Source organism: Escherichia albertii NBRC 107761 = DSM 17582, assembly GCF_000759775.1.
GTDB lineage: Bacteria > Pseudomonadota > Gammaproteobacteria > Enterobacterales > Enterobacteriaceae > Escherichia > Escherichia albertii.
Map to the genome: position 1 here is coordinate 1 of NZ_BBMY01000065.1, position 26,190 is coordinate 26,190.

20 protein-coding genes and 2 pseudogenes are annotated in these 26,190 nt (G+C 48.8%); 18 read left to right on the plus strand and 4 right to left on the minus strand.

Annotation, left to right across the window (positions count from 1 at the left end; all coding sequences use genetic code 11):
• The 5 genes from EA14781_RS12520 to EA14781_RS12540 form a co-directional block, all read left to right on the plus strand.
• Positions 1–1,237: bifunctional metallophosphatase/5'-nucleotidase (locus EA14781_RS12520; RefSeq protein ID WP_042335732.1), on the plus strand; the 1,237-nt coding region annotated here is incomplete at its 5' end.
• 90 nt (positions 1,238–1,327) lie between these two features.
• Entirely contained in the window at positions 1,328–2,890 is a 1,563-nt protein-coding gene (locus EA14781_RS12525) for a bifunctional metallophosphatase/5'-nucleotidase (protein WP_000695524.1), read from the plus strand.
• A gap of 146 nt (positions 2,891–3,036) precedes the next feature.
• Positions 3,037–3,918 carry a nucleoside-specific channel-forming protein Tsx gene (locus tag EA14781_RS12530; RefSeq protein WP_001169508.1) on the plus strand — a complete coding sequence of 294 codons (882 nt, stop codon included), beginning with the start codon at positions 3,037–3,039 and terminating at the stop codon, positions 3,916–3,918.
• Between the two features lie 22 nt (positions 3,919–3,940).
• On the plus strand, positions 3,941–5,476 hold the full coding sequence (locus EA14781_RS12535; RefSeq protein WP_483088805.1) for a bifunctional metallophosphatase/5'-nucleotidase: 1,536 nt from the start codon (positions 3,941–3,943) through the stop codon (positions 5,474–5,476).
• Positions 5,477–5,638: 162 nt separating this feature from the next.
• Positions 5,639–6,676 (plus strand): radical SAM protein, encoded by a 1,038-nt coding sequence (locus tag EA14781_RS12540; protein ID WP_024164787.1) that lies wholly within the window; start codon positions 5,639–5,641, stop codon positions 6,674–6,676.
• Between the two features lie 71 nt (positions 6,677–6,747).
• On the opposite strand, the gene chaA is transcribed toward EA14781_RS12540, so the two are convergent.
• Positions 6,748–7,848 (minus strand): sodium-potassium/proton antiporter ChaA, encoded by a 1,101-nt coding sequence (chaA, locus tag EA14781_RS12545; RefSeq protein ID WP_002462059.1) that lies wholly within the window; start codon positions 7,846–7,848, stop codon positions 6,748–6,750.
• Between the two features lie 270 nt (positions 7,849–8,118).
• Between chaA and chaB the strand changes: the two are divergent.
• A pseudogene (chaB, locus tag EA14781_RS24880) lies at positions 8,119–8,196 on the plus strand (cation transport regulator); the annotation flags it as partial.
• A 164-nt stretch (positions 8,197–8,360) separates the two neighbouring features.
• Positions 8,361–9,056 (plus strand): glutathione-specific gamma-glutamylcyclotransferase, encoded by a 696-nt coding sequence (gene chaC, locus EA14781_RS12550; RefSeq protein ID WP_000632703.1) that lies wholly within the window; start codon positions 8,361–8,363, stop codon positions 9,054–9,056.
• A gap of 165 nt (positions 9,057–9,221) precedes the next feature.
• On the opposite strand, the gene ychN is transcribed toward chaC, so the two are convergent.
• The 3 genes from ychN to narX all read right to left on the minus strand — a co-directional run bounded on the left by ychN (position 9,222) and on the right by narX (position 12,316).
• Complete coding sequence (gene ychN / locus EA14781_RS12555; RefSeq protein WP_001169668.1) at positions 9,222–9,575, minus strand: DsrE/F sulfur relay family protein YchN; 354 nt, start codon at positions 9,573–9,575, stop codon at positions 9,222–9,224.
• Positions 9,576–9,876: 301 nt separating this feature from the next.
• Positions 9,877–10,527 carry a two-component system response regulator NarL gene (narL, locus tag EA14781_RS12560; protein WP_001064592.1) on the minus strand — a complete coding sequence of 217 codons (651 nt, stop codon included), beginning with the start codon at positions 10,525–10,527 and terminating at the stop codon, positions 9,877–9,879.
• Positions 10,520–12,316: a nitrate/nitrite two-component system sensor histidine kinase NarX gene (gene narX / locus EA14781_RS12565; protein WP_000918087.1), complete on the minus strand. Its 1,797-nt coding sequence runs from the start codon at positions 12,314–12,316 to the stop codon at positions 10,520–10,522. The genes narL and narX overlap by 8 nt, the downstream gene beginning before the upstream one ends.
• 338 nt (positions 12,317–12,654) lie before the next feature.
• Between narX and narK the strand changes: the two genes are divergently transcribed.
• From narK to EA14781_RS12625, 11 genes and pseudogenes are all read left to right on the plus strand, one after another.
• Positions 12,655–14,046 carry a nitrate transporter NarK gene (narK, locus tag EA14781_RS12575; RefSeq protein WP_000019811.1) on the plus strand — a complete coding sequence of 464 codons (1,392 nt, stop codon included), beginning with the start codon at positions 12,655–12,657 and terminating at the stop codon, positions 14,044–14,046.
• 393 nt (positions 14,047–14,439) lie between these two features.
• The gene (locus tag EA14781_RS12580; RefSeq protein ID WP_000032865.1) at positions 14,440–18,183 is read left to right on the plus strand and encodes a nitrate reductase subunit alpha; all 3,744 of its coding nucleotides are present in this window, start codon (positions 14,440–14,442) and stop codon (positions 18,181–18,183) included.
• A complete protein-coding gene (gene narH / locus EA14781_RS12585) occupies positions 18,180–19,718 on the plus strand; it encodes a nitrate reductase subunit beta (RefSeq protein WP_000702660.1) in 1,539 nt (512 codons plus the stop codon). Before EA14781_RS12580 ends, narH begins: the two co-directional genes overlap by 4 nt.
• Positions 19,715–20,425, plus strand: a complete 711-nt coding sequence (narJ, locus tag EA14781_RS12590; RefSeq protein WP_000571711.1) for a nitrate reductase molybdenum cofactor assembly chaperone — start codon at positions 19,715–19,717, stop codon at positions 20,423–20,425. Before narH ends, narJ begins: the two co-directional genes overlap by 4 nt.
• Entirely contained in the window at positions 20,425–21,102 is a 678-nt protein-coding gene (gene narI, locus EA14781_RS12595; protein WP_001160123.1) for a respiratory nitrate reductase subunit gamma, read from the plus strand. Before narJ ends, narI begins: the two co-directional genes overlap by 1 nt.
• Before the next feature lie 262 nt (positions 21,103–21,364).
• Entirely contained in the window at positions 21,365–22,372 is a 1,008-nt protein-coding gene (locus EA14781_RS12600) for a 3-oxoacyl-[acyl-carrier-protein] synthase III C-terminal domain-containing protein (RefSeq protein ID WP_002462070.1), read from the plus strand.
• Positions 22,369–23,385, plus strand: coding sequence for an NAD-dependent epimerase/dehydratase family protein (locus EA14781_RS12605; RefSeq protein WP_000699360.1), 1,017 nt, complete (start codon positions 22,369–22,371; stop codon positions 23,383–23,385). The genes EA14781_RS12600 and EA14781_RS12605 overlap by 4 nt, the downstream gene beginning before the upstream one ends.
• Positions 23,363–24,169, plus strand: a complete 807-nt coding sequence (locus EA14781_RS12610) for an MBL fold metallo-hydrolase (RefSeq protein WP_001074298.1) — start codon at positions 23,363–23,365, stop codon at positions 24,167–24,169. Before EA14781_RS12605 ends, EA14781_RS12610 begins: the two co-directional genes overlap by 23 nt.
• The gene (locus tag EA14781_RS12615; protein ID WP_000612691.1) at positions 24,166–25,380 is read left to right on the plus strand and encodes a F390 synthetase-related protein; all 1,215 of its coding nucleotides are present in this window, start codon (positions 24,166–24,168) and stop codon (positions 25,378–25,380) included. Before EA14781_RS12610 ends, EA14781_RS12615 begins: the two co-directional genes overlap by 4 nt.
• Positions 25,377–25,994: a phosphatase PAP2 family protein gene (locus EA14781_RS12620; RefSeq protein ID WP_002462074.1), complete on the plus strand. Its 618-nt coding sequence runs from the start codon at positions 25,377–25,379 to the stop codon at positions 25,992–25,994. Before EA14781_RS12615 ends, EA14781_RS12620 begins: the two co-directional genes overlap by 4 nt.
• Positions 25,987–26,190: pseudogene (locus tag EA14781_RS12625) on the plus strand (sterol desaturase family protein); the annotation flags it as partial. The gene EA14781_RS12620 and the pseudogene EA14781_RS12625, both read left to right, overlap by 8 nt.

Sequence of the window (26,190 nt, forward strand, 5' to 3'; positions counted from 1 at the left end):
GTTTGATCATGGTACACCTAACATGGTTGCTCAATTAGCTAAAATCACGAATTTCCCCGTATTGTTGAATAATGTTTATTATAAAAATAGCGATAAGCGGGTCATTGATAGACCGTGGACGATCATTGAGAAAAACAATTTAAAAATTGGCGTTATTGGCATGCATAGCCGGTTTGCCTTTTACGATACCATTGCGGCAAAAATGATTGAAGATGTTGAAGCCAGGGATGAAGTACCAGAGTTAAAACAATCTATTGCAGAGTTAAAAGCAAAACATGTTGATCTAATTGTATTACTTGCTCACGAAGGTGTTCCGGGTAGACAATCGAGTTTTGGTAATAGTGATGTTGCTCGTTTACTTCAGGCTGATATTGATACTGCTAAAAAAGTTGATGGCATAGACGTACTCATCACTGGTCACGCACATGTTGGTACACCTGTACCGCTTAAAGCTAATAATACTTTAATCGTGTCTACCGATGCCTATGCAACTGATTTGGGTAAATTAGTACTGAACTTTAATCCCGAAACGAAAAAAATCGAAAGTTATAACGGTAAATTAATTACGCTTTTTGCTGATCAATATAAACCAGATCCTAATGTACAAAAAGAAATTGATAAGTGGGAGAAAAAACTTAAAACAATTACCAGCCAGGTTATTGGTCACTCAGCGAATGTACTGACACGCTCTTATGGGGAATCATCCCCGCTTGGAAACCTGATGCTGGATGCGACAATGGCACAATCGACTGATGCTGTTGTAGGTTTCCAGAATAGTGGTGGCCTCCGCGCTGATATACCTAAAGGGGAGGTTACGTTTGGGGATGTAATCAGCACTTATCCATTCAATGATGAACTGGTTGAGATGGATCTAACGGGTAAAGATTTAATATCTCTCATGATTCATGCAACTAATCTTACAAACGGCGCTTTGCAGGTTTCTAAAAATGTAAAAGTGACTTACAGCAGCAAAAAGCCGCTAAATGAAAGAATCATTTCATTTACTATCGATGGGAAATCGATTCAGGACAGCAAAACATATCGTGTCGTCACAAACTCTTTTTGTGCTAGTGGAGGAGATGGATACCAGGCTTTTGTCACGGGCAAAAATCGTAAAACAATACCTGGAAGCTCTAATTCTGGAGCATTGATTAGTTATTTTAAAGAACATGATATTGTCACTCCTGATGGAACTAAACGTGTTACAGATATTGCAAATACGAATAGCAAAAATTGAGTTATAGATAAAAATAAAAAAGGGCCTGTATGCCCATATAAGCCCTTTAATAAAACACTGTGTTTTTCATAAAACCGAAAGGGATTGGTTATGAAGATAAAAACAAAGTTCAGTCTGATTACATTATGTTTGTCCACCGCGTTAGTTTCGCCAATTAATGCGAAGGATGTGACTATCTATTATACCAATGATTTACATGCTCATGTTTCTCCCGGAAAGCTCCCCTTCGTCGATAAGGAACGTGCAGTAGGTGGCTTTGCTAATATTGCAACCATCGTGAATGACGCCAGGAAAAAGAGCAAAGATGTATTTTTCTTTGATGCGGGAGATTACTTTACCGGGCCATATATCAGCACCCTGACTAAAGGTGAAGCAATTATTGACATTATGAATACCATGCCTTTTGATGCGGTGTCGGTGGGGAACCATGAATTTGACCATGGCGTCGATAATATGGTTAAGCAGTTATCAAAAGCGAACTTCCCGGTTTTGTTGGGTAATGTTTTTTATACCAACAGTAACAAACCTGTCTGGAATAAACCCTGGACGATTGTCGAAAGAAATGGCACAAAAATTGGTGTAATTGGGATACACCAAAAATTTGCATTTTATGACACCGTTGCGGCTAAGGCTTACGCTGGTTCAGAAGCGCGTGATGAAGTGCCTTATATTCAAAAAGGGCTTGATGCGTTAAAGGGTAAAGTTGATATCATCGTGCTGCTTATCCACGAAGGTACGCCTGCACGGCAATCAAGCTATGGAAATAAAGATGTCGCCAGAATGCTGCAAGCCGATATCGATACCGCAAAGAAATTTAAGGGTATTGATGTTTTAATCACAGGACATGCTCATGTGGGGACGCCAGAGCCAATTAAAGTTAATGATACACTCGTTGTTTCAACGGATGCGTATGGTACTGATATTGGTAAATTAGTATTAGATTTTAATTCTAAGACTAAAAAAATTGATGGCTATGACGGTAAATTAATCACTGTATTTGCTGACGAATATAAACCCGATCCTAAAGTTCAGGCCAAAATTGATAAGTGGAATGCTAAGTTGAAAAGTATCACTGATCAGGTTATTGGGACAACAATGGCGCCATTTACTCGTTCTTATGGTGAATCATCGCCTGTTGGTAATTTAGTCCTTGATGCCATGATGTCTAAAGCTCCAGACGCTGTTATAGGATTACAAAACAGTGGCGGGTTGCGTGCTGATTTCCCTCAAGGGAATTTAACGTATGGTGATGTAATTACTACCTTCCCATTTAATAATGAACTTGTTGAGATGGATCTTACCGGAAAGGAACTTATCGATTTAATGGTTCACGCAACTAATCTCACTAATGGAATTTTACAAGTATCAAAAAGCGTTCATGTTGAATACGATAGTAAAAAACCTTTAGGGGAACGGATTATTAAATTCACTATTAATAATCAGCCAATAGATCCAACGAAAACATATCGTGTTGCTACACACTCATTTTGTGCGACAGGTGGCGATGGATTTGAGACCTTCTTAAAAGGAACGAATGTCAAAACTATTAGCAGCACCACCTCTGCAGAATCGATTATTGATTATATTAAGGCGCATAGTCCATTAAAACCTGATCTTGAAATGAGGGTAGTTGATGTAAGCGCAGCTAAATAGGCACAATGAATTAGCAGTAACATCAGTTATGATTGAGATATTAATATATCTCAATCATATAATAGCAAAGTATTAAAGAACGTGATGTGTGTTATTTATTACAGGAATATTATTTTTAATAAGCCTCAGTGGAAGGAGTTATACGTATGCAAAAAATAAAATATCTTTTATCAGGATCATTTATATTGTTGCCCGTGGTAACATTTGCCGATTCTGGAGATAATGAATATTTATCTGGCTGGTGGCATCAAAGTATTAATATAGTAGGAAGTAATTCTACTCGCTTTGGGCCACAGAAAAGATCAGATCTATATCCAGAATATCGCGCATGGGCTCATGTGGATTGGTTTGATTTCTATGGTTATGCGGATTTACCTAAATTTTTTGGTTTAGGAAATGATAATGACATTGGCATTTGGGATAACGGCTCACCATTTTTTATGGAAATAGAGCCGCGTTTTAGTATCGACAAATTAACGGGATTAGACTTAAGTTTTGGTCCATTTAAAGAATGGTATTTTGCTAATAATTATATCTACGATGCGGGAACGAATGAAGGGCAGCGTCAGAGTACCTGGTACATGGGGTTAGGGACTGATATTGATACAGGGCTACCGATGATGTTGTCTGCAAACATCTATGCTAAATATCAAGGAAACAATTATAATGCTGCTAATGAGAATGAATGGGATGGTTATCGTTTCAAAGTAAAATATATTGTTCCGATTACTACCGTTTTGGGTGGTAAATTAAATTATGTCGGTTTTACTAATTTCGATTTTGGTTCGGACTTAAAAGAAGAATCAGGTGGTAAGCAACAGTTTTATTCTCGTACAAATAACTCAATAGTTTCCACTCATGTACTCAGTCTGGTTTATTCTCACTGGAGTTATGGCGCAACTCTTCGCTATTTTTATCATGGCGGGCAATTTGATGAGGGGAGTAACGCATTTAATAGTAAAGGAGAAATGACCACGATAGATTCAACAGGATGGGCATATTATTTAACTGTCGGGTACACTTTTTAAATAACTTTGAAAGGGATTGGTTATGAAAATAAAAAATATTGCTGCGGGTATCCTGCTGACACTACCGCTCTGGGCTTGTGCAAAAGAGGTTACTATTATTTATACTAACGATCTCCATGCTCATGTTGATACATACAAACTCCCGTATGTTGCAGACGGTAAACGAGCAATCGGTGGATTCGCTAATATAACAACATTAGTAAAACAAGAAAAAGCAAAAAATAAAGCTACCTTTTATTTTGATGCGGGTGACTATTTTACCGGTCCATATATCAGTAGTCTGACAAAGGGGCAGGCAATAATCGATATTATGAATACCATGCCCTTTGATGTGGTATCCATTGGTAATCATGAATTCGACCATGGTTGGGATAACCTTCTCCGACAGTTAAGTAAGGCAAATTTCCCCGTTTTATTGGGAAATGTCTTCCATAAGGACAGTGAAATATCGTTCTGGGATAAGCCATACACCATTCTGGAAAAGGACGGTGTAAAGATTGGCGTTATTGGACTGCACGGTGTGTTTGCATTTAATGACACAATTTCAGAGCTCTCAATCCAGGGACTCGATAACGATAACAACAATCGCTTTGATAAATCAGCGGCCAGTCTCAAGAATCAGGGGATAGAGGCTCGCGATGAGGTGAAATATCTGCAGCATTATCTGGATGAACTACGAGGGAAAGTTGACATTACGGTCGCTCTCATCCACGAAGGTGTTCCGGCGCGTCAGTCCAGTATCGGTAACACCGATGTCAGGCGTGTGCTGGATACAGATATTCAGACTGCAAGTAAGGTCAAAGGCCTCGATATTCTCATTACCGGGCATGCCCATGTAGGAACACCCGAACCTATCAAAGTGGGAAATACATTAATCCTTTCGACCGACAGCGGCGGTATTGATATAGGGAAACTGGTGCTCAATGTAGATCCTGCCGCCCATACCCATAAAGTGAAAAGCTTTGAGTTGAAAACACTTTATGCGGATGAATGGAAACCTGATCCGACAACTCAGAAAGTTATTGATGGCTGGAATAAAAAACTGGCAGATATCGTGCGCCAGCCGGTCGGTGAATCACCTGTCACGTTAACGCGTGCCTATGGTGAATCATCACAACTTGGCAACCTGTTTACGGATGCAATGCTTGTTGCTGCACCGAATGCGCAGATTGCACTGATCAATTCCGGCAGTTTACGTGCGGATATCAATGCTGGCCCCATTACCTTTGGTGATATTACCAGCACATTTCCCTTTAAGAATGAACTTACGGAAATGGATCTCAGCGGCAAAGATCTGCGTAATCTGATGGAACATGGTGCATCGCTCACTAACGGCATATTACAGATGTCAAAGGGAGCTGAAATGCATTATATTCCGCAAAAACCAGTAGGCCAGAGAATAGAATCTTTCACAATCAACGGTAAAACGGTTGTGGATACAGAGACTTATCATGTTGCAACAACGACATTCCTTGCGCTGGGGGGGATGGTTTTCTGGCATTTAAGGAAGGAAAAAATGTACAAGTTCGTGCTGGACATAATATGTCCGATGTTGTGATTGATTATTTGAAATCTGGGCACAAAATAGTTCCGGCACAGATTAATGAAATGCGAGTTAACGCCAGTAAATAATAAAAATTAATCTTGATGATGCAATTCATTTTGTGGATTGCATCATTCCCTTACGCATTATAAAACAAACAGAAACAGGACCATAAGAATGATAATGAAATGTGCCAGTACATCCTGTAATTTACGTTGTTCGTATTGCTATTTCGATAAGGTCCAGTCCTGCTCTGAATGTACAATGTGCAATTCAGATGATGAGACGTTGCAGTTATTTATTCGTCAGAAAATCAATGCTCATAAAACGGGTAATGTGATATTTTTCTGGCAAATTCAGGAACTAACACCTGACAAGCTTAACTTCTTTAAGCGAGTCATTAAGTTACAACAGCAAGTTGTACAAGGTAAGAAAATTATTAATACCGTACTGATCAATGGTGTTCTGTTGGATGACAGTTGGTGCGAATTTTTCAAAAGATATCAGTTTATTATTAGCATTTCAGTGAATGTTAATACTTCGTTGCATAATAATCTCTGCGACACGATTTCTGATAAACCAACGGCTCGCCAGATTGAAGCGGCGGTGAGATTGCTGCGAAAACATGATGTTGAATTTAGCACTCTGACCGTTATTAACGCTATAAATAGCCAGCAACCTCTGCAGATATATCACTATCTTAAAAATCTGGGCAGTCGCCATATGCAGTTTATCCCTCTGCTTGAACCGCTTGCTCAAGAAGGGGGAGATACGCACAGCCTTGCGCCAGCAGCATTAGGGATCTTTTTGAAAACGATTTTTTACACCTGGGTTCGTCTGGATATTGGAACGATAAAAATCCCTGTTTTTGAGCACGCTTTTGCGTCGTGGTGTGGATTACCTGCGCCGAATTGTGTTTTCGCATCATTTGATGTTAGTGCGTTCACAACGCGGAAAAGTACAAAGAATCAAATAGTCGAACAGTGTAAACCGCTACTGGCAGCGGAGTGTATGAGTTGTAATATAAAATTCGCCTGTCACGGCGGTTGTCCGAAACAGCGTATCGCGTTTTCCCGAAACGGCCTTCCAGTCCTCAATTATTTTTGCGAAAGCTATCAGTCTTTTTTCTCTTATGTTGAACCTTATATGTTGATGATGAGGGCCCTGTGGGAACAAAATTATGCGCCTTCCGATATTCGCCAGTATTTGGCCTGATACAGCTCTCTGTATGAGGGGGAGGGGAGAAAAACTTCCCCCGATTTTCGTCATCGGGGGAAAGGCCGTCGTCAGGCAAATATCGTCATTAAATAGGCGATAAACAGTGCCAGGTGCGCCGCGCCGTTGAGCACGTTAGTACGTCCGGTGGAAAAGGAGATATGGCATAGCACTAAGGAGGCCACCATTACGACCATCTCTGGAGCGCCAAGAGCAAACTGCAATTCGTTGCCTGTCATAAAGGCAATCAGCGTCACGACAGGTACGGTAAGTGAAATTGTTGCTAACACGGAGCCAAAGAACAGATTCATCGCGCGCTGAACCTGATTGTTTAAAACTGCTTTTAACGCGCCTAAACCTTCCGGTGACAGAATTAACAGCGCCACCAGAAAACCGGTAAAGGCCACTGGCGCATTCATGCTGGTGAGTAATGTTTCCAGCGGACTGGCGTTCATTTTGGTGACCGCAATAACGGCAACCAGATGGATAACCAGCCAGACGGCATGCCACAGGCTACTGTGAGCAGATGGTTTTCCATGATGCGGATCGTCATCATCGCTGTCATCTTCATGCTCATAGACAAACAAACTCTGATGCGTTTTAGTCTGAATCAGCAAGAATACGCCGTACATCGCGGCAGAAATTAATGCGACCAACATCGCCTGGCCGGTAGAAAAATTCGCGGCAGGCAGCGCCATGGGAAATACCAGAACAATAATTGCCAGCGGAAACAGGGCAATCAAATACTGCTTAATGCCAAACAAGTTCATATATTGAGTGGCAAATTTACGCCCACCCAGCAGTAATGAAAAACCAACCAGTCCGCCGGTAACAATCATAATAATTGAATAGAGCGTATCGCGCATTAATGTCGGTGCGGCATCGCCGGTCGCCATTAAGGCTGAAATCAAGCTGACTTCAAGAATCACAACAGAAAGGCTAAGGATGAGCGAGCCGTAAGGTTCACCCAGACGATGGGCTAATACGTCCGCATGACGGACAACGCTGAAGGCACTGCTTAAAATACCAATAAGCGCAAGAAGATTGATGCCAATGACCACTGGTAGTGACTGACTGCTTCCCCACAGGAACAGCACCACCAGCGCCAGGGCCGGGAAAATAAGCGAGGTCTCCTTGTGGCGGGTCTTTACCGCCTCATGAGCGTTTGTCATTATGATTATTCCTTTGCAGGTGAATTTGGTGAAAATGTAATAAATAGGTAGAAAAAATAACAGAAAGTGTCCAGATATCGGTAACATTTTACGAATTTTTACCCCATTGCCGTTTTTTTACTCTGTGAGGCATGGAAATAATCAATATGTTTAGGCAATGTTTGTATTAGCGTCGCTTAAGAAAATTCTAACGTGAAAATTCAGATAAGCTGATATGTGTGGATATTGTTAGCCACGCTTAGCGTTCACATTTAAAAAAAGAAGCCAATAGTGCCGTATAAAACGAAAAATTTTCTGCCGGAAAGAGTAAAACACGTACTACCGTCCCATTATCTGAATATCTATAAAATTTTTTACCTGTGGGTTAATCCAGACGATTCGTGCGGCGTTACCTTGCAAGTGGTCTGATAAATGCATATTGTCCCGATAGTGATTTCAAAATGAGCAGTAAAAATGTTCGGAAGACACCAGAAAAGTGATCGCAGGGAAGTAGGCAGTGGCGGAGGTGTAAGGTGATAACGCGTGATTTCTTGATGAATGCCGATTGTAAAACGGCATTTGGCGCCATTGAAGACTCACTTTTATGGTCGGCAGAACAACGGGCGGCCTCGCTGGCGGCTACGCTGGCTTGTCGCCCTGATGAGAGGCCAGTGTGGATCTTCGGTTATGGATCGTTGATGTGGAATCCGGCGCTGGAGTTTACCGAGTCCTGTACCGGTACACTTGTTGGGTGGCATCGTGCGTTCTGTCTGCGCCTGACTGCCGGGCGGGGAACCGCGCACCAGCCGGGACGGATGCTTGCACTGAAAGAAGGTGGGCGCACCACGGGCGTGGCATATCGCCTGCCGGAAGAGACGCTGGAACAGGAACTGACCTTGCTGTGGAAGCGAGAGATGATTACCGGTTGCTATCTGCCAACCTGGTGTCAGCTTAATCTCGATGATGGGCGCACAGTTAATGCGTTGGTGTTCATTATGGACCCGCGTCATCCAGAATATGAATCTGATACCCGCGCTCAGGTGATTGCTCCGTTAATTGCTGCGGCGAGCGGCCCTCTGGGAAGCAACGCACAATACCTGTTTTCTCTGGAGCAGGAGCTTATCAAACTGGGGATGCAGGATGATGGCCTGAATGATTTGCTGGCGTCAGTGAAAAGGCTGGTAGCGGATAATTTCCCTGATGGCGTGTTACGACCTGGTTTTTCTTGATAGATATCAGTCCGGCAGTAAATTGCAACATATTGAGTTTGCAAAACGTCGTCGGTCAGAGAAGATGTTGGCGTCGCATCTGATATCAACGACGCACGCTTTTTCAATAATCTGACCTTTGTGGCAACAGGGCGTCAGTGTGAGCTCAAACGCCCCATTCAGGTATTAAAACGTGAGCACTTTATCGGCTGCCAGCGTCCATTGCGCCAGTTCCACCAGGGTGCCAATTTCCACGCCATCAATCAGTGGGAGTGTGCTGATCCCGCGTCCATCAGTACAGGTTTTACACAATTTCACGGGGACATTCTGGGCGGTGAGGATCTCCAGCATTTGCTGAATGTTGTAGCCTTCCCCAGGTTTTTGTCCGCGCAACCCGGCAGTGACGGCATCGGACATCAGAAACAGGCGCAGATCCAGATTGCTCTCCTGCTCTCGTAACGCAATGGCCAGCCGCAAACTGTTAAATAAGGATTCGCTCCCGTAGGGCGCGCCATTGGCAACGATCACGATTTTTTGCATTATTTACTCCTGTATTCAGGGAATTAGACATTTATCTTCTATCTTACTGCTTCTACGCCGTCTGACCAATCGGTCACATTTTTAAGGACTTGTCTGAAAGCTGAAGAGAGTACGACAAAAATGATCTGTCATCACGCTGCTTTAACACTGCGGTTATTCATTTTTTGGGAGGGGAAGGGGCAATCAATCGCTGGCGATTGTCGGTGATGGGAGGCAGCGTGTCTCCTCCAATGAGATCACGCTAATGTTTGTTGTACTTTTCGGCGTAATGCCGAATGGCGAACCGCGCCGGGAACCGTAATCAGAAAATGCGTTCCTGATGTACCCATACCGCGGCTTCCACACGAGACTTGAGCTTCATTTTTTTCAGCATGTGCTTTACGTGCACCTTTACTGTGCTTTCTGTGATATCCAGGCGACGGGCGATCATCTTATTCGGCAAGCCCTGGGCGATCAGCTTCAGAATATCGCGCTCGCGCGGAGTTAACTGGTTTACATCGCGTTCCGTTGTGGAGCGGTTAGCACGCAGGCTGGCGGCGAGAACCGGTGTTAATGCTTCGCTCAATACCATTTCGCCTGCAGCGGCCTGATGCAGCGCTTTCAGCAGATCTTCGGGTTCCATATCTTTTAACAGATAGCCATCTGCGCCGCGTTTCAGCGCAGTGACCACATCTTCTTCGTGGTTAGAGACGCTGAACACCACAATGCGGCCGGAAAGTGACTTCTCGCGCAGTTTATCCAGAGTTTCCAGACCGTTCATACCGGGCATATTTAGATCCAACAAGATCAGATCAGGATCGAGTGATTCGGCCAGCTCAATACCCTGTTCGCCATTGCTCGCTTCACCCACCACCGTGATATCGGGGGCCATGCTGATAAGCTGTTTCACACCAGTTCGCAACATCGGATGATCGTCGATCAACAGGATAGTAGCCGGTTCCTGATTATTCATGGGTATCTCCTTGGACTTCTGTGAAAGTTTTTTCGGGAATAAAGGTGACTACCACCTCGGTGCCACCTGATTCACGACGGCGAACGCGGCAGTCGCCACGCAGACTTTGCGCTCGGTCGCGCATAATGATCATGCCGTAGTGATTGCTGCGGATGGTGTTTTCAGACACTCCGCAGCCGTTATCCTGGACGGTCAGTTTGACCTGATTATCGTTTTGCGCCACCGTAACAATGACTTCACTGGCTTGCGAATGCTTGAGAGCGTTACTTAAGGCTTCTCGGGCGATTTGCAACAGATGAATTGCCTGATGCGAAGGTACCAGGCGCGGTGGAAGCTGATAATCCAGTTTTACCGGGAAGCCGAATTTGCCACTGTACTCTTCGCAACTGGCTTCCAGTGCCGGACGCAATCCGGGTTCTGTGAGCTGCAAACGGAACGTGGTAAGCAGTTCTCGTAACTGCACCCAGGAGGCATTCAGTTCGTTACGGATCTGGCTTAACAGCTCACGACTGCTTTCTGGCAGAGCGTCGCCCTGCATCTGTAAACAACTGATCTGCATCTTCATACAAGAGAGCGATTGAGCAATAGAATCATGCAGTTCGCGCGCAATGGTGGCACGCTCTTCCATCACAATCAACTGCTGCTGATGTTCCTGATGGCGATCAAGCGCCAGAGTGGCGGTGAGTTGTTCAACCAGCGTATCCACCAGTTGTTGTTGATCGCGGCTGAGATGACGACCTTGCGGCAGAGTTGCAAGCAAAATGCCGTACTGCGTATGAGAATCAGCCAGTCGCCATTTCAGGGTTGTACCGCGATCGCCAATGGGTAATATCCCGCGCGGGCAAAGTTGACATCCTTTATCGTCACAGCTCATATCTGGCTGGCAGGTAAATTCCTGATGGTTCTCTTCATCATCTGTGTCATACACCCGCAGTTCGATATTACGCAGCAACGTTAAATTTTGTAGACCATTGAGCACTGGCGATAAACGTTCACACAGCGGCGCGCGGGAATGCAGTCGGCGGTTAGCCTGCCACAAAAAAGAGAGGATCTGATTTTTATGTTCCAGACCGGCAGTTTTTTCCTGTACCCGCTGCTCAAGGATGGCGTAACTTTCTGCCAGTTCCGCAGACATATTGTTCAGCGCTGTTCCTAACATCGCCATTTCATTGCGGCCGCTGATATGGGCTCGTTGGCTGAAATCACGGTGACTTACCGCGCTCGCCATCGCTAATAATTGTCGCCACGGTTGTAGCAATCGAGCTCGTAGCCAGATGATAGTGAAGACCAGTAATAGCGCCATAAACACCGCCATCCCCCGATGGACCATCACAACTGTCTCAATACGCATTTCCGTTGTACGGTCGAAACCAGAGACCAGGTGATCAAGTCCGGCAACAAACTGACTGACGTCTGCTGACACTGCTTCTCGGTTTTGTGCATGTAGCAGACCCGGCACCAGAGTATTACGCCAGTAATTTTGCAAACCTTGCAATTGCGCTTGCTGTCCATCACGTTCGGCGGCACGGCTTAATTCGGGGCTAAAGGCAGTTTGTTCCATCTCCTGCAGCAATGGCTTGTCTTTCTCGCTTAATGGCACCGCCGCCAGTAGGCGATAGCTTTGCATTCGTAGCGATCCTGCTTTGTTGATGGCATGTGCGCTGCCTTGTACACCTTGTACCAGCCAGCCGGAAACCGCCATCCCCGCCAGTCCAATGGCGGTGGAAAGCAAAACGATAAGCGCAACCTGATTAACCAGGGTGAGCGGAGAGAGACAACGTTTAAGCATGTAAACCTCTTCCTGCAGGCTTTGAATAAGCAATAACCTTAATGAATATGACGATAAATAGTGGAATGGGAGTATTCTCGGTTATTGGTTGAAGTATACCCATACCCGGAAAGAGTTACTCCTTATTTGCCGTGTGGTTAGGTGTTTTATATCAGTAAGAGTATGGGGTTTACAGTGCCGTGAAAAGACTCATAATTTTTATAAAGCGACCGTACTCACTATGGGTAATGATAAATATCAATGATAGATAAAGTTATCTTATTATTTGATTTATATCAAATTACCTTTGGCTACAGCCTCTAAGGTGGCAGACATCGAAATGAATATCAGAGGTGTCTATGAGTCACTCATCTGCCCCCGAAAGGGCTACTGGAGCTGTCATTACAGATTGGCGACCGGAAGATCCTGCGTTCTGGCAACAACGTGGTCAACGTATTGCCAGCCGCAACCTGTGGATTTCCGTTCCCTGTCTGCTGCTGGCATTTTGCGTATGGATGCTGTTCAGTGCTGTTGCGGTAAACTTACCAAAAGTCGGCTTTAATTTTACGACCGATCAGCTCTTTCTGCTGACGGCGCTCCCTTCGGTTTCCGGGGCGCTATTACGTGTTCCATACTCCTTTATGGTTCCAATCTTCGGTGGTCGTCGCTGGACGGCGTTTAGTACCGGTATTCTGATTATTCCTTGCGTCTGGCTGGGTTTTGCCGTGCAGGATACCTCCACGCCATATAGCGTTTTCATCATCATCTCTCTGCTGTGCGGCTTTGCTGGCGCTAACTTTGCATCCAGTATGGCAAACATCAGCTTCTTCTTTCCGAAGCAGAAGCAGGGTGGTGCGCTGGGTCTGAATGGCGGCTTGGGTAACATGGGCGTCAGCGTTATGCAACTGGTTGCCCCGCTGGTGGTATCACTATCTATTTTCGCTGCGTTTGGTAGCCAGGGTGTAACACAACCGGATGGCACCGAGCTGTATCTGGCTAACGCATCCTGGGTGTGGGTGCCGTTCCTTGCCATCTTCACCATTGCCGCATGGTTTGGCATGAACGACCTTGCTACCTCGAAAGCGTCCATCAAAGAGCAGTTGCCGGTACTCAAACGTGGGCATCTGTGGATTATGAGCCTGCTGTATCTGGCCACCTTCGGTTCCTTTATCGGCTTCTCCGCGGGCTTTGCTATGCTGTCGAAAACGCAGTTCCCGGATGTGCAAATTCTGCAATACGCGTTTTTCGGACCGTTTATTGGCGCACTGGCACGTTCCGCAGGGGGCGCATTGTCTGACCGTCTGGGCGGTACACGCGTAACTCTGGTGAACTTTGTGCTGATGGCGATTTTCAGTGGGCTGCTGTTCCTCACTCTGCCAACTGACGGGCAGGGCGGAAGCTTCATGGCGTTCTTCGCAGTCTTCCTGGCGCTGTTCCTGACGGCTGGGCTGGGTAGCGGTTCCACCTTCCAGATGATTTCCGTGATCTTCCGTAAACTGACGATGGATCGCGTGAAAGCTGAAGGGGGATCTGACGAACGTGCAATGCGCGAAGCGGCAACCGATACCGCAGCGGCACTGGGCTTTATCTCTGCGATTGGCGCTATTGGCGGCTTCTTCATCCCGAAAGCTTTCGGTAGCTCGTTGGCATTGACAGGTTCGCCAGTCGGCGCAATGAAAGTATTTTTGATTTTCTATATCGCCTGCGTGGTGATCACCTGGGCGGTATACGGTCGGCATTCTAAAAAATAAATCGTAATATTTGATTATCCTTTGCGCGGCGTAATGCCGCGCCTTTTTTATTGTTGTATTAGTTACAACATACTTAAAAAGCGTGATTTATTTTTAACGGATTTAAATAAGCGCTATTTATATATCATCCCAGGGGGATACTCCCTAATACCCAACTGTATAAAAATCTGAAACCATAAAATAAACGAGAAGAAAATATCCTTTATATAACATGCTATTAGGTTAACTTTGTCTGTTATCCGAAAGGAGTATCTTAGGAATTTACTTTATTTTTCATCCCCATCACTCTTGATCGTTATCAATTCTCACGCCGTTTCAGAGCGTTACCTTCACATTAAACATTAGCAATGTCGATTTATCAGAGAGCCGACAGGCTCCCACAGGAGAAAACCGATGAGTAAATTCCTGGACCGGTTTCGCTACTTCAAACAGAAGGGTGAAACTTTTGCCGATGGGCATGGCCAGCTTCTCGATACCAACCGGGACTGGGAGGATGGATATCGCCAGCGTTGGCAACATGACAAAATTGTCCGTTCTACCCACGGGGTAAACTGCACCGGCTCCTGTAGCTGGAAAATCTACGTTAAAAACGGTCTGGTCACCTGGGAAACCCAGCAGACTGACTATCCGCGTACCCGCCCGGATCTCCCCAACCATGAACCTCGTGGCTGCCCGCGCGGCGCCAGCTATTCCTGGTATCTCTACAGTGCCAACCGTCTGAAATATCCAATGATGCGCAAACGCCTGATGAAAATGTGGCGTGAAGCAAAAGCGCAGCATAGCGATCCGGTTGAGGCGTGGGCTTCCATCATTGAAGACGCCGATAAAGCGAAAAGCTTTAAGCAGGCGCGTGGACGCGGTGGTTTTGTTCGTTCTTCCTGGCAGGAAGTGAACGAACTGATCGCCGCATCTAACGTTTATACCATCAAAAACTACGGCCCGGACCGTGTCGCTGGCTTCTCGCCAATTCCGGCAATGTCGATGGTTTCTTACGCATCAGGTGCCCGTTATCTTTCTCTGATTGGTGGTACTTGCTTGAGTTTTTATGACTGGTATTGCGACTTGCCGCCAGCTTCTCCGCAAACCTGGGGCGAGCAGACTGACGTACCAGAATCTGCTGACTGGTATAACTCCAGCTACATCATCGCCTGGGGTTCTAACGTTCCGCAAACTCGTACCCCGGACGCTCACTTCTTTACCGAAGTGCGTTACAAAGGGACTAAAACTGTTGCCGTAACGCCGGACTATGCTGAAATCGCTAAACTGTGCGATCTGTGGCTGGCGCCGAAACAAGGCACCGACGCGGCGATGGCGCTGGCCATGGGCCATGTGATGCTGCGTGAATTCCACCTCGATAATCCAAGCCAGTATTTCACTGACTATGTGCGTCGCTACACCGACATGCCAATGCTGGTGATGCTGGAAGAACGCGACGGCTACTATGCAGCAGGCCGTATGCTGCGCGCTGCCGATCTGGTTGATGCGCTGGGCCAGGAAAACAACCCGGAATGGAAAACTGTCGCCTTTAATACCAATGGCGAAATGGTTGCGCCGAACGGTTCTATTGGCTTCCGCTGGGGCGAGAAGGGTAAATGGAACCTTGAGCAGCGCGACGGTAAAACTGGTGAAGAAACCGAGCTGCAACTGAGTCTTCTCGGTAGCCAGGACGAAATCGCTGAAGTGGGCTTCCCGTATTTTGGCGGCGACGGCACGGAACACTTCAACAAAGTGGAACTGGAAAACGTGCTGCTGCACAAGCTGCCGGTGAAACGCCTGCAACTGGCTGATGGTAGCACCGCCCTGGTGACCACTGTTTATGATCTGACGCTGGCGAACTATGGTCTGGAACGCGGCCTGAACGATGTTAACTGCGCGACCAGCTATGACGACGTGAAAGCCTACACCCCGGCGTGGGCCGAGCAGATCACCGGCGTTTCTCGCAGCCAGATTATCCGCATTGCCCGTGAATTTGCTGACAACGCCGATAAAACGCATGGTCGTTCGATGATTATCGTCGGTGCGGGCCTGAACCACTGGTATCACCTCGATATGAACTATCGCGGTCTGATCAACATGCTGATTTTCTGTGGCTGTGTCGGCCAGAGCGGCGGCGGTTGGGCGCACTACGTAGGTCAGGAAAAACTGCGTCCGCAAACCGGTTGGCAGCCGCTGGCGTTTGCTCTCGACTGGCAGCGTCCGGCGCGTCACATGAACAGCACCTCTTATTTCTATAACCACTCCAGCCAGTGGCGTTATGAAACCGTGACTGCGGAAGAGTTGCTGTCGCCGATGGCGGATAAATCCCGCTACACCGGGCATTTGATCGACTTCAACGTCCGTGCGGAACGTATGGGCTGGTTGCCGTCTGCGCCGCAGTTAGGCACTAACCCGCTGACTATTGCTCGCGAAGCAGAAAAAGCCGGGATGAATCCGGTGGATTACACCGTCAAGTCACTGAAAGAAGGTTCAATTCGCTTTGCGGCAGAACAGCCGGAAAACGGTAAAAACCACCCGCGTAACTTGTTCATCTGGCGTTCCAACCTGCTGGGTTCTTCCGGTAAAGGTCATGAGTTTATGCTCAAGTATTTGCTGGGGACGGAACACGGTATCCAGGGCAAAGATCTGGGACAGCAGGGTGGCGTGAAGCCGGAAGAAGTGGACTGGCAGGACAACGGTCTGGAAGGCAAGCTGGATCTGGTGGTGACGCTGGATTTCCGTCTGTCGAGCACCTGTCTCTATTCTGACATCATTTTGCCGACCGCGACCTGGTACGAAAAAGACGATATGAATACTTCGGATATGCATCCGTTTATTCATCCGCTGTCTGCGGCGGTCGATCCGGCCTGGGAGGCGAAAAGCGACTGGGAAATCTACAAAGCCATCGCGAAGAAATTCTCCGAGGTGTGCGTTGGTCATCTGGGTAAAGAAACCGACATCGTCACGCTGCCTATCCAGCACGACTCTGCCGCTGAACTGGCGCAGCCGCTGGATGTGAAAGACTGGAAAAAAGGCGAATGTGATCTGATCCCAGGTAAAACCGCACCGCACATTATGGTCGTAGAGCGTGATTATCCAGCAACTTACGAACGCTTTACCTCTATCGGCCCGCTGATGGAGAAAATCGGTAACGGCGGTAAAGGGATTGCCTGGAACACCCAGAGCGAGATGGATCTGCTGCGTAAGCTTAACTACACCAAGGCAGAAGGTCCGGCGAAAGGCCAGCCGATGCTCAACACCGCAATTGATGCCGCAGAGATGATCCTGACGCTGGCGCCAGAAACCAACGGTCAGGTGGCAGTGAAAGCGTGGGCGGCGCTGAGCGAGTTTACGGGGCGCGACCATACACATCTGGCGCGGCATAAAGAGGATGAAAAGATCCGCTTCCGCGATATTCAGGCGCAGCCGCGCAAAATTATCTCCAGCCCGACCTGGTCAGGTCTGGAAGATGAACACGTTTCTTACAACGCCGGTTACACCAACGTTCATGAGCTGATCCCATGGCGTACGCTCTCTGGCCGTCAGCAGTTGTATCAGGATCATCAGTGGATGCGTGATTTCGGTGAAAGCCTGCTGGTTTATCGTCCGCCGATCGACACCCGTTCGGTGAAAGAGGTTATGGGACAGAAATCCAACGGTAACCCGGAAAAAGCGCTGAACTTCCTGACGCCGCACCAGAAGTGGGGGATCCACTCCACTTACAGCGACAACCTGCTGATGCTGACTCTGGGTCGAGGCGGTCCGGTGGTCTGGCTGAGCGAAGCTGATGCCAAAGAGCTGGGGATTGCCGACAACGACTGGATTGAAGTCTTCAACAGCAACGGTGCGCTGACTGCCCGTGCAGTTGTCAGCCAGCGTGTTCCGGCAGGGATGACCATGATGTACCACGCGCAGGAACGTATCGTTAACCTGCCAGGTTCGGAAATCACGCAGCAGCGTGGCGGTATCCATAACTCGGTCACCCGTATCACGCCGAAACCGACGCATATGATCGGTGGCTATGCCCACCTGGCATACGGCTTTAACTACTATGGCACGGTAGGTTCTAACCGCGATGAGTTTGTTGTAGTACGTAAGATGAAGAACATTGACTGGTTAGATGGCGAAGGCAATGACCAGGTACAGGAGAGCGTAAAATGAAAATTCGTTCACAAGTCGGCATGGTGCTGAATCTCGATAAGTGCATCGGCTGTCACACCTGTTCAGTGACCTGTAAAAACGTCTGGACCAGCCGTGAAGGCGTGGAGTACGCGTGGTTCAATAACGTTGAAACCAAGCCGGGCCAGGGGTTCCCTACTGACTGGGAAAACCAGGAAAAATACAAAGGCGGCTGGATCCGTAAAATCAATGGCAAGCTGCAACCGCGCATGGGTAACCGTGCCATGTTGCTGGGTAAAATCTTCGCTAACCCGCATCTGCCGGGAATCGACGATTATTACGAGCCGTTTGATTTTGACTATCAAAATCTGCATACCGCGCCGGAAGGCAGCAAATCGCAGCCGATTGCTCGTCCACGTTCGCTGATTACCGGCGAACGGATGGCGAAAATTGAAAAAGGGCCGAACTGGGAAGATGACCTGGGCGGTGAGTTTGACAAACTGGCGAAAGACAAGAACTTCGACAACATTCAGAAGGCGATGTATAGCCAGTTTGAAAACACCTTCATGATGTATTTGCCGCGCCTGTGCGAACACTGTCTGAACCCGGCATGTGTGGCGACCTGCCCGAGCGGTGCGATTTACAAGCGTGAAGAAGATGGCATCGTACTGATCGATCAGGACAAATGTCGTGGCTGGCGTATGTGCATCACCGGATGCCCGTACAAAAAAATCTACTTCAACTGGAAGAGTGGTAAGTCAGAGAAATGTATCTTCTGCTACCCGCGTATTGAAGCTGGTCAGCCGACGGTGTGTTCAGAAACCTGTGTCGGTCGTATCCGTTATCTCGGCGTGCTGCTGTACGATGCTGACGCCATTGAACGTGCGGCCAGCACCGAGAACGAGAAAGATCTCTACCAGCGTCAACTGGAAGTGTTCCTCGATCCGAACGATCCGAAAGTCATCGAACAGGCGATCAAAGACGGTATTCCGCTGAGCGTTATTGAAGCCGCCCAGCAGTCGCCGGTCTATAAAATGGCGATGGAATGGAAACTGGCGCTGCCGCTGCACCCGGAATATCGCACACTGCCGATGGTCTGGTACGTGCCGCCTTTGTCTCCGATTCAATCTGCGGCAGACGCGGGCGAGTTGGGCAGCAACGGTATTCTGCCGGACGTCGAAAGTCTGCGTATTCCGGTACAGTATCTGGCAAACCTGTTGACCGCAGGGGATACCAAACCGGTACTGCGCGCGCTGAAACGCATGCTGGCGATGCGTCATTACAAACGTGCTGAAACCGTTGACGGTAAGGTTGATACCCGTGCGCTGGAAGAGGTTGGCCTGACCGAAGCTCAGGCTCAGGAGATGTATCGCTATCTGGCGATTGCTAACTACGAAGATCGCTTTGTGGTGCCGAGCAGCCATCGCGAACTGGCGCGTGAAGCTTTCCCGGAGAAAAATGGCTGCGGCTTTACCTTTGGCGACGGCTGCCACGGTTCAGATACGAAGTTCAATCTGTTCAATAGCCGCCGTATCGACGCCATTGATGTGACCAGCAAAACGGAGCCGCATCCATGATCGAACTCGTGATTGTTTCACGTCTCCTTGAATACCCGGATGCTGCCTTGTGGCAGCATCAACAAGAGGTGTTCGAGGCTATTGCCGGAGCGGAAAATTTGTCGAAAGAAGATGCCCATGCACTGGGCATTTTCCTGCGCGATTTAACGGCCATGGATCCGCTGGATGCTCAGGCGCAGTACAGTGAACTGTTTGATCGCGGTCGCGCAACGTCGCTGCTGTTGTTCGAGCATGTTCACGGTGAATCTCGCGATCGCGGTCAGGCGATGGTGGATTTACTGGCGCAGTACGAACAGCACGGCTTGCAGTTAAACAGCCGTGAACTGCCGGACCATCTGCCACTGTATCTGGAGTATCTGGCGCAGTTGCCGAAAAGCGAAGCGATAAGCGGCTTACAGGATATCGCGCCGATTCTGGCGTTGCTGTGTGCGCGCCTGCAACAGCGTGAAAGCCGCTATGCAGTGTTGTTCGAGCTGTTGCTCAAACTGGCGAATACCGCTATCGACAGCGATAAAGTGGCGGAAAAAATTGCTGACGAAGCACGCGATGACACACCGCAGGCGCTGGATGCCGTCTGGGAAGAAGAGCAGGTCAAGTTCTTTGCTGACAAAGGCTGCGCTGATTCGGCAATCACTGCCCATCAACGTCGCTTTGCGGGTGCCGTCGCGCCGCAATATCTGAATATCACCACCGGAGGACAGCACTAATGCAATTCCTGAATATGTTCTTCTTTGATATCTACCCGTACATTGCCGGGGCGGTCTTCCTGATTGGTAGCTGGCTGCGCTATGACTACGGGCAGTACACCTGGCGTGCGGCTTCGAGCCAGATGCTGGATCGTAAAGGGATGAATCTGGCGTCTAACCTGTTCCATATCGGGATTTTGGGGATTTTCGTCGGTCACTTCCTCGGTATGTTGACGCCGCACTGGGTTTACGAAGCGTGGCTGCCGATTGAAGTGAAACAAAAAATGGCCATGTTTGCGGGCGGTGCCAGCGGCGTGCTGTGCCTGATTGGCGGCGTACTGCTGCTGAAACGTCGTTTGACCAGCCCACGCGTGCGTGCAACGACTACTGGGGCAGATATTCTGATCCTGACGCTGCTCGTTATCCAGTGCGCGCTGGGTCTGCTGACCATCCCGTTCTCCGCCCAGCATATGGACGGTAGCGAGATGATGAAGCTGGTTGGTTGGGCGCAGGCCGTCGTGACATTCCACGGTGGCGCTTCCCAACACCTTGATGGTGTCGCGTTTATCTTCCGTTTGCATCTGGTGCTGGGGATGACGCTGTTCCTGTTGTTCCCGTTCTCTCGTCTGGTGCACATCTGGAGCGTGCCGGTTGAGTATCTGACGCGTAAGTATCAACTGGTGCGTGCTCGCCACTAAGTCTGGAAAATCAGTCGTCTGGCGCGAAACACCAACGCGCCAGATGCGCTACGCTTATCTGGCCTACAGAATTCTGCAATGTATTTAATTAGCAAATTTTTGTAGGCCGGATAAGGCGTTCACGCCGCATCCGGCATAACGCAACGTACATTGTCAGCCTGCTGAAATTGCCAGTTACACACTGCCGATTTTTCGGATTGTAGGGAAACGCACCTCATCTATATGATTGGTCCACCTCTGGAGCAGTGAAGGAGCACTGACCGTGGATCTACCAAATCAACCGATGATCTCCACAGCGTTAAAAATAATTGCCACGGGGATCGCCTTACCCCCTGATAAAATCACCTCACAACAACTGGATGTTCGGTTAAATAAACCTGCGGGATATGTTGAACGACGTTCCGGCATTTGCTGGCGCTATTTTGCCAGTAACGACGCCAGTCAGGCCGAACTGGCGGCAGACGCTTTGCATAATGCGTTGTCTGCCGCTGCATTAAACCCCGGTGATATTGACTTGTTAATTTGCGCGTCAGCGATTGCCGTACAAGCATTGCCCTGTAGCGCAATTCATATTCTTAAAGCGGCTAAAATGCCAGCGGGTGTTGCCGGATTCGATATCAACAGCAGTTGCGTCAGTTTTATCTCCGCTCTGGAAGTCGCTGCCGGATTATTAAACTGCGGCGCGTATCGACGAATTGCTATCGTCTCAGCGGATATCTCTTCACGTGGTATCGACTGGAATCATGAAGAGTCGTCATTAATTTTTGGTGATGGCGCAGCGTGCGCGATTGTCGAGCAGGGTAATGGTCGCAGCGGGATTATCGCCAGTTTGATTGAAATGTATCCCGAAGGCAGCGAACTGTGTGAAATTCGTGCTGGCGGCACGCGGTGTAATCCTCGTTCAGGCGTCAGTGATAGCGACTTCCTTTTTCATATGCAGGGGAAGCCGCTGTTTCGCTTTGCCTCTTCGCTTATCGAAGACTATTTTTCTCGCTTGCTGCAAAAAAGTGGCCTGCAACTGGCTGATATCGGCACGGTTGTCCCGCATCAGGCCAGTCATCTTTCCCTTGAACATATGCGTAAACGGCTGCGAGTCCCGGAGTCTGCGCTCATTGATGTCTACCGTTTCTACGGTAATCAGGTTGCTGCATCTATACCCACGGCGCTGCATGAAGCGGTGATTAGCGGTCGTTTCACTGCGGATAAACCTGCGATGTTGATTGGCACGGCGGCGGGATTAACGCTGGCAGGCATGGTGCTTTTACCGTGAAAATCCTCGTGACGGGGGCGACCAGCGGCCTGGGGCGCAATGCCGTACAATTCTTGCTGGAATCGGGTGTTTCGGTGGTGGCAACAGGGCGAAATCGTGAGGTTGGCGAAAGCCTGGCAAGTGCAGGCGCGAAATTTGTGGCTCTCGATTTAACTCAGGCTTTTGAGGAAGATTGCGCCCGGTTGATGGAAGGCTGCGATGCCGTCTGGCACTGTGCGGCAAAGTCCTCGCCCTGGGGGGATAAAACCACATTTTGGCAAGCTAACGTCAGGGCCACGAACATGCTGGCACAGACGGCAGGCAGGTTGCGTATTCCCAGGTTTATCCATATCTCCACGCCCGCGGTGTATTTTGATTTTCAGCATCATTATGACCTGCAAGAAACGTATCTTGCCCGGGCATTCTCCAGCTATTACGCCAGCAGCAAATACGCTGCTGAGCAGGCTATTGCCGGGGCGGTATCTCAATATCCGACCACGACGTTTATTCTTTTACGTCCGCGCGGTCTTTTTGGTCCGTATGACAATGTGATTGTTCCTCGTTTGATGCGGCAGCTGCAACAAGGCGGCGGCCTTCTACGTTTACCGCGCGGTGGTGAAGCGTTATTGGATCTCACGTTCGTGCAAAACGTGGTGTATGCCATGCAACTGGCAACGCAAGTTGAAGGATTACGCTCGGGCAGTATTTACAACATCAGCAATCATCAGCCGCAGCCGTTATCTGTGATGCTTGACGCCTTGCTGCGCCAGCAACTGGGCTTGAGTTACCACATTGCTGCCGTTCCCTGGCCGTTGCTTTCTCTGGTCGCGCGCAGCCTGGAGCTGTACGGGAAATGTGTTAATCAGGAGCCTGTGATCACGCGTTACAGTGCCGGAACACTCTGTTTTGATATGACGCTGAGCGCGCAAAAGGCCATTGCAGAGCTGGGATATCGTCCGCGTTTTTCGGTGGAGCAAGGTATTGCAATCACAGGACAGTGGCTGAGGGAACATGGCAAAAATAACCGTATTTGAAACGGGCTGGTGCACCCATATTGGCTGTATTGCGCTGAAAGGGGCAGGGCTGAAGGTGTGTAAATTCCCCGCCCGCGCCTGGTTGCTGGAAGTGGGGGAGAAACGCTGGCTGTGGGACAGCGGCTATTCTTCGTGGTTCGAACATTACACGCAATCCGGCGTATTTCGCCTTTATCGCCAGGTCACACCAGTTCATTTTGAACCGCAACAGGCGCTGGTGCGGCAACTTTCTGCGCACGGTCTCGCAGCGAAAGATATTGATGCGATTATTCTGTCGCATTTTCATGCCGATCATATTGCTGGTCTGCGCGATTTCCCTGATGTCGCCTGCATCTGTTCTGCTGAAGGCTGGCGGCAAGTAAGCACTCTGCGCGGCATCTCTGCGCTGCGTCAGGCCTTTGTGCCAGCGCTGATCCCGGAGAATTTCGCGTCCTCATTGCGCTTTATTGAACGTTTCGCATCGGTGAATTTGCCCTCTGAACTGGCACCGTTTGAGCGCGGCTATTTGCTGCCAGAAAGCCATGGCGAAATTATCCTCGTACCGCTTCCCGGCCATGCTGCCGGACATATTGGCGCGTTTGTGCAGACAGATGACGGCTGGGTTTTACTGGCTGGCGATGCCGCATGGGCGCCGGCTAACTACCAGGAACTACGCGGACCTTCACCGCTGGCGCATCTGGTTATGTCGGACAGCCACGCTTACTACCACACGCTTGGGCAATTACATCAGCTTTGGCAAAACGGCGCGGTAGAGATTCGATTGTGCCACGAGGGGGATTTATGATCCCGTTGACGCTGCTCTGGCGCTACTTTCGTACCCGCAGGCTGCGTTTCACCGATCGCCAGGCGCTGGAAAACTGGCAGGCCAAAAGGTTGCATCTATTTCGGCAAAACGTCTTATCTCAAAGTCCGTGGTTTCAGCGTTATCTGGCGTTGCCCTTTAACCAGTGGCCGTTGATGGATAAAGCGTTAATGATGACGCATTTCGATGAGATGAATACCGCAGGTTTAAAGCGCGACGAGCTTCTCGCGTGTGCAATGCGCAGTGAGCAGAGCCGTGATTTCAAACCTTGCATAGGCAAGTTCAGCGTCGGGCTTTCATCAGGGACATCCGGATGTCGCGGATTTTTTGTTGTGAGCCCGCATGAGCAACAAATTTGGGCCGCGGGTGTGCTGGCAAAAGTGTTACCCGACGGTTTATTTGCTAAAGAGCGGGTGGCACTATTTTTGCGCGCAGACAACAACCTCTATCAACGTGTGAATAATCGCTGGTTAAGTCTCGATTTTTACGATCTGCTAGCGCCATTTCAGGCGCAACTCAAACGTCTGCAACAGCAGACGCCCACGATTATTGTCGCACCTGCCCAGGTATTACGCGCGCTGGCCCTGGCGGTGATTGCCGGAGAGTTAACGCTAAAGGTTAAAAAAGTGATCTCGGTGGCGGAAGTTCTGGAACCGCAGGATCGGGAATTACTGCGTAGCGTGTTCAACAATGTGGGGGAAATCTATCAGGCGACAGAAGGCTTTCTTGCGTCCACCTGCCGCTGTGGCACGTTACATCTCAACGAAGAATTTGTTCACATTGAACCGCAATGGCTGGATGACGTGTTGGTGGCAAGCGAACAGCCATGCTCCTGTGGCAGTGCGACAATGGCGATTGCGCGTATCGAAGGGCGGCAGGATGACCAACTGCAACTGCTGACAAACTCCGGCGATATGCAGACCATTTTTGCCGATGCCTGTAGTCGGGTACTGGCGATGACGCTGCCGCTAACGACGGATTATCGCCTGCTACAAACCGGGGCAATGCAGTTGACGTTAATAGCAGATTGCGAACGGGAGATGCTGGAACATTGCCGGGAGGCGTTGAATGTTTTGTTTATGCGCCAGAATATCGCTGTTGAGCAATTGATATGGTCGCTGGAATCGCAACCAGTTCCAGTCGCTTTTGCAGCCAAGCGGCGGCGGATTGTGCGTCAGCGGGGGCGGGCATGAGCAATCTACTGCTACGCCTGAAACAGATGCTGCTGGGCTGGGGAACTGTAGGGGTTATCTACAACTTTAGCGACTATCTGCAAGGTGAGGGATATCAATTAACGCCTTCCGTAATTGATAATTTAATTGCGTTTTCACCCTCTGCCGTGTGGCTGTATCTCTCGTTTTTTTTCATTGTGCCATTAGGTTATTTATCCACGCCGCTTTGCCACCTGCGCTGGTTGGCCCGCGCAATGCAACTTTCGGCACTGGCGGCTGGTATGTTTTATCTACTCTGGCCCACCACCATGCAATATCCCGCGTTTGGTCAGTCGGGGATATCTGCGGGTGCTCTAAACGGGCTAATCGCCATTGACTCAAGCCAGAATTGTTTTCCCTCCTTACACGCCGCGCTCACGCTGTTGGCGGTATGGGCGATTGCCAAAAAGGATAACCGCTGGCTGACGCTGATGAGCGTGGTCTGGGCGATAGCTATCGCCTTTTCGATTCTGCAGTTACGTAGGCATTTATTTATCGATTTAGTTGGCGGCGCGTTACTGGCGTCGGGTTGCGGTTGGATAGCTGCGCGGCTGGATATGCGCAACAAGCAGGAAAGGAAAACGAATCATGAGTGATTTATTAATTCCCATCATCCTGATGGTGTTATTTGTGTTAGCCGAAGCAGGCGTGTTGCAATTTACCGGACGGCAAAAAATTGACTGGCTGGACGTTATTTTTAATATCAACTCGGGACAGATGATGCTGTGGTTATTTCGTTGCCTGGAAGTGCTCTGTTATTGCCTGGTGATTAATCATTTCAGCTTTGGGGTG

Excerpts from the sequence above, each read along its gene's own strand:
- EA14781_RS12525 (WP_000695524.1), top strand. The coding sequence starts at position 1,328 with ATGAAGATAAAAACAAAGTTCAGTCTGATTACATTATGTTTGTCCACC.
- EA14781_RS12530 (WP_001169508.1), top strand. The coding sequence starts at position 3,037 with ATGCAAAAAATAAAATATCTTTTATCAGGATCATTTATATTGTTGCCC.
- EA14781_RS12535 (WP_483088805.1), top strand. The coding sequence starts at position 3,941 with ATGAAAATAAAAAATATTGCTGCGGGTATCCTGCTGACACTACCGCTC.
- EA14781_RS12540 (WP_024164787.1), top strand. The coding sequence starts at position 5,639 with ATGATAATGAAATGTGCCAGTACATCCTGTAATTTACGTTGTTCGTAT.
- chaA (WP_002462059.1), bottom strand. The coding sequence starts at position 7,848 with ATGACAAACGCTCATGAGGCGGTAAAGACCCGCCACAAGGAGACCTCG.
- ychN (WP_001169668.1), bottom strand. The coding sequence starts at position 9,575 with ATGCAAAAAATCGTGATCGTTGCCAATGGCGCGCCCTACGGGAGCGAA.
- narL (WP_001064592.1), bottom strand. The coding sequence starts at position 10,527 with ATGAATAATCAGGAACCGGCTACTATCCTGTTGATCGACGATCATCCG.
- narX (WP_000918087.1), bottom strand. The coding sequence starts at position 12,316 with ATGCTTAAACGTTGTCTCTCTCCGCTCACCCTGGTTAATCAGGTTGCG.
- narK (WP_000019811.1), top strand. The coding sequence starts at position 12,655 with ATGAGTCACTCATCTGCCCCCGAAAGGGCTACTGGAGCTGTCATTACA.
- EA14781_RS12580 (WP_000032865.1), top strand. The coding sequence starts at position 14,440 with ATGAGTAAATTCCTGGACCGGTTTCGCTACTTCAAACAGAAGGGTGAA.
- narH (WP_000702660.1), top strand. The coding sequence starts at position 18,180 with ATGAAAATTCGTTCACAAGTCGGCATGGTGCTGAATCTCGATAAGTGC.
- narJ (WP_000571711.1), top strand. The coding sequence starts at position 19,715 with ATGATCGAACTCGTGATTGTTTCACGTCTCCTTGAATACCCGGATGCT.
- narI (WP_001160123.1), top strand. The coding sequence starts at position 20,425 with ATGCAATTCCTGAATATGTTCTTCTTTGATATCTACCCGTACATTGCC.
- EA14781_RS12610 (WP_001074298.1), top strand. The coding sequence starts at position 23,363 with ATGGCAAAAATAACCGTATTTGAAACGGGCTGGTGCACCCATATTGGC.
- EA14781_RS12615 (WP_000612691.1), top strand. The coding sequence starts at position 24,166 with ATGATCCCGTTGACGCTGCTCTGGCGCTACTTTCGTACCCGCAGGCTG.
- EA14781_RS12620 (WP_002462074.1), top strand. The coding sequence starts at position 25,377 with ATGAGCAATCTACTGCTACGCCTGAAACAGATGCTGCTGGGCTGGGGA.